3 protein-coding genes and 1 pseudogene are annotated in these 3,665 nt (G+C 46.1%); all 4 read right to left on the bottom strand.

Going from position 1 to position 3,665, the window contains the following annotated elements; genetic code table 11:
- On the bottom strand, positions 1 to 428 hold a 428-nt coding region (locus tag ACJMLT_RS02350; RefSeq protein ID WP_405726000.1), incomplete at its 3' end, for a DnaJ domain-containing protein.
- A gap of 174 nt (positions 429 to 602) precedes the next feature.
- The gene (gene dnaK, locus ACJMLT_RS02345) at positions 603 to 2,438 is read right to left on the bottom strand and encodes a molecular chaperone DnaK (protein WP_405725997.1); all 1,836 of its coding nucleotides are present in this window, start codon (positions 2,436 to 2,438) and stop codon (positions 603 to 605) included.
- 41 nt (positions 2,439 to 2,479) lie between these two features.
- Positions 2,480 to 3,064, bottom strand: coding sequence for a nucleotide exchange factor GrpE (gene grpE / locus ACJMLT_RS02340; RefSeq protein ID WP_405726003.1), 585 nt, complete (start codon positions 3,062 to 3,064; stop codon positions 2,480 to 2,482).
- A 24-nt stretch (positions 3,065 to 3,088) separates the two neighbouring features.
- Positions 3,089 to 3,665: pseudogene (locus tag ACJMLT_RS02335) on the bottom strand (HrcA family transcriptional regulator); the annotation flags it as partial.

Genomic DNA, 3,665 nt, shown 5'->3' with positions numbered 1-3,665 from the left:
AAAACAGCTTCTTCAAATGTCAGCTGAATATTTACATTTACATCTCTGCCTTTTCTGGGACCGTTTCTTCTTGCACTGCCGCCGCCAAAGCCGCCGAAACCACCAAAGCCGCCGCCAAACATGCTGCCAAAGATATCGCCCAAGTCGCCCATATCAAAGCCCTGACCATAGAAGCCGCCACCGCCTCCCATGCCGCCCTGTTCAAAAGCCGCATGACCAAACTGATCGTACTGTGCACGTTTCTGCGCATCGCTCAGTACTTCATAAGCTTCGTTGACTTCCTTAAATTTTTCTTCTGCTTCTTTATCGCCCTGGTTCTGGTCGGGATGATATTTCATCGCCATTTTACGGTAAGCCTTTTTCAGCTCCGCTTCTGTTGCGTTTTTGTTTACGCCCAGAACCTCATAATAATCTCTTTTATTAGCCAACTACCTCACCCACCTTTTCTCTTGGGGCGCTGCCCCAAACCCCGCCAGGGAATGATTCCCTGGACCTCGCTTGCAAAATCTACGTTTTTGCGAAACAAAAGGGTCAAGTTCTCAATTTAATAAACGTGAAAAGCAGGGTGCCCAAGGGCACCCTTGCTTATGTTCTGTCCTATATTACAGTTCTTTGCCTTCGCCGTCAACTACGTCAGGACCTGCGCCGTTCATATCTGCGCCGCCCTGTGCAGCCTGCGCCTGCTGATACAGTTTTTCAGACAGTTTGTAGAATTCCTGTTTCAGAGATTCTGTTGCAGCTTTCACGTTTTCTGTGTCAGCTTCTGTCATTGTTTCAGGTGTCATATCTTTTACTGCATCTTTCAGTTTGGACAGTTCCGCTTCTACAGCTGCTTTGTCTGCGCCATCCAGCTTGTCGCCCATTTCTTCCAGAGATTTTTCTGTCTGGAAAATCAGGGAATCTGCTTCGTTTTTCGCATCGATTGCTTCTTTTCTCTTTCTGTCAGCTTCTGCGAACTGTTCTGCTTCTTTTACAGCTCTGTCGATTTCTTCATCGCTCAGGTTGGAACCTGCTGTGATTGTGATTTTCTGTTCTTTGCCTGTGCCCAGATCTTTTGCGGAAACGTGTACGATACCGTTTGCGTCGATGTCAAATGCTACTTCGATCTGAGGAACACCTCTTCTTGCAGGAGCGATACCGTCCAGTTTGAACTGACCCAGAGTTTTGTTGTCTCTAGCCAGAGGTCTTTCACCCTGTACAACGTGGATGTCTACTGCTGTCTGGTTGTCTTCTGCTGTGGAGAAGATCTGTTTTTTGTTTGTAGGGATTGTTGTGTTTCTGTCGATCAGTTTTGTAGCAACACCGCCCAGAGTTTCAATACCCAGAGACAGAGGTGTTACGTCCAGCAGCAGGATGGAGCCTGCACCTTCGTCGCCAGCCATTTTACCGCCCTGAATTGCAGCACCTACCGCTACACATTCATCGGGGTTGATGCCTTTGAAAGGTTCTTTGCCTGTGTATTTTTTCACTGCATCCTGAACTGCGGGGATTCTTGTGGAACCACCAACCAGCAGAACTTTGTCGATTTCGCCTGTGGACAGACCGGCGTCAGCCAGAGCCTGTTTTACGGGACCCATTGTAGCGTCTACCAGGTCATGTGTCAGTTCGTCAAATTTTGCTCTTGTCAGAGTGACATCCAGATGTTTGGGGCCGTCCTGGTTCATTGTGATGAAGGGCAGGTTGATGTTTGTGGATGCTACTGTAGACAGTTCTTTTTTCGCTTTTTCCGCAGCTTCTTTCAGTCTCTGCATTGCCATTTTGTCTTTGGACAGATCCATGCCTTCTGCTTTTCTGAATTCTTCTACCAGGAAGTTGATCACTCTCTGGTCGAAGTCGTCGCCGCCCAGGTGTGTGTTACCGTTAGTCGCCAATACTTCGATTACGCCGTCACCGATTTCGATGATGGAAACGTCGAATGTACCACCGCCCAGGTCGTATACCATGATTTTCTGTTCGTTTTCATTATCCAGACCGTAAGCCAGAGCTGCGGATGTGGGTTCGTTGATGATACGTTTTACATCCAGACCAGCGATTCTGCCTGCGTCTTTTGTTGCCTGTCTCTGAGAGTCATTGAAGTAAGCAGGTACTGTGATTACTGCTTCGGATACTGTTTCGCCCAGGTAAGCTTCTGCGTCTGCTTTCAGTTTCTGCAGGATCATAGCAGAGATTTCCTGAGGGGAGTAACCTTTGCCTTCGATGTCTACTTTATAGTTTTCGCCCATGTGGCTTTTGATGGAAGCGATTGTGTTGTCAGGGTTTGTGATTGCCTGACGTTTTGCTGTTTCACCAACCAGTCTTTCACCGTTTTTTGCAAAACCTACTACGGAAGGTGTTGTTCTTGCGCCGTCGCTGTTTACGATAACAACAGGCTGGCCGCCTTCCATTACTGCTACACAAGAGTTAGTTGTACCCAGGTCGATACCGATAATTTTACCCATGATTAATTCCTCCTAAAATATACAAATACTTTTTCAGTTTCTTAGTTTGCTACTTTTACCATACTGTGACGGATCACTTTATCTTTATACATATAACCCTTCAGCATTTCCAGAACGACTTCATTTTCGCCGTATTCTTCATTGTCTTCGTGAGCTACCGCTGCGTGCAGGTTGGGGTCGAATTTTTCGCCCACAGCCTTGATTTCTTCTACGCCAAGACCTTTCAGAACATCCTGGAACTGTGTCAGAGTCATTTTCACACCTTTGAAGAAAGCATCGTTTTCATCTGCTTTGCCTTCCTGTACCATAACGGCTCTTTCCAGATTGTCGATGACCATCAGCAGTTTTTCTACTGTGCTTCTTACGCCGTCGTCGTACATGCTTGCTTTTTCTTTTACTGTTCTTTTACGGAAGTTATCGAATTCCGCCAGACATCTCTGATATTTATCCAGATTATCAGCAGCCTGCTGTTCCAGCTGGGCGATCTTTTCGTCCTTCTCATCAACGATTTCCACTTCGCCTTCTTCTACAACTTCTGCTTCCACATTTTCTGCTGTTTCTTCTACTGTTTCCACAGTTTCTTCCACAACAGTTTCCTGTGTTTCCAGATTTTCATCCTTTTTCATTTCTTCCACTATATTCCCTCATTTCTAGGTATTCTTGTTATTTCCATCGGAAAGATTCCGTAATACACCTTCAATATTCTGCACCATACCATTCAGTACGGAAATTACCTGAGAATAATCCATTCTGGTAGGACCTACGATACCGATGGTACCTCTTGTATTGTCCCCCATTTTATAAGTCGCTGTGATAACACTGCAGTTTTTCATGCCCTGTACTGTGTTTTCGCTGCCGATCAGGATCTGAATATCATTGCCCTTGCTTTCTTCCAGCATCGTTACCAGAACATCTTTCTCTTCCAGTGTCTGGAACAGGGATTTTGCTTTCTGGATGTCAGAAAATTCAGGGAATGCCAGCATATTTCTTGCACCACTCATGTGTACCTGAACTTTTTCCGCTGCCCTCATTGTGATTTCAATGGCTTTCAGGATAGGCTGAAGCAGTTCCTGATATTCCTGCAGTTCCGCCTGCATCCTGCTGATGACCGCGCCGTCAATTTCATTCAGCGCACAGCCCTGCAGCACTCTGTTCAGGCAGATGCCCATATAGAAGATCTTTTCTTCCGAAGGCACGCTGTCCATTTTGATCACATGGTTTTTGATG

Origin of the sequence: Anaerotignum sp., assembly GCF_045122575.1 — a bacterium.
In the GTDB taxonomy this organism is placed as follows: Bacteria; Bacillota; Clostridia; order Lachnospirales; family Anaerotignaceae; genus Anaerotignum_A.
The sequence above is the reverse complement of the archived record's forward strand: the minus strand, read 5'-3'. Positions and strand labels throughout refer to the sequence as shown.

What these genes read in the sequence shown, in the direction of transcription:
- dnaK (WP_405725997.1), bottom strand. Translation starts at nt 2,438, where the DNA reads ATGGGTAAAATTATCGGTATCGACCTGGGTACAACTAACTCTTGTGTA.
- grpE (WP_405726003.1), bottom strand. Translation starts at nt 3,064, where the DNA reads ATGAAAAAGGATGAAAATCTGGAAACACAGGAAACTGTTGTGGAAGAA.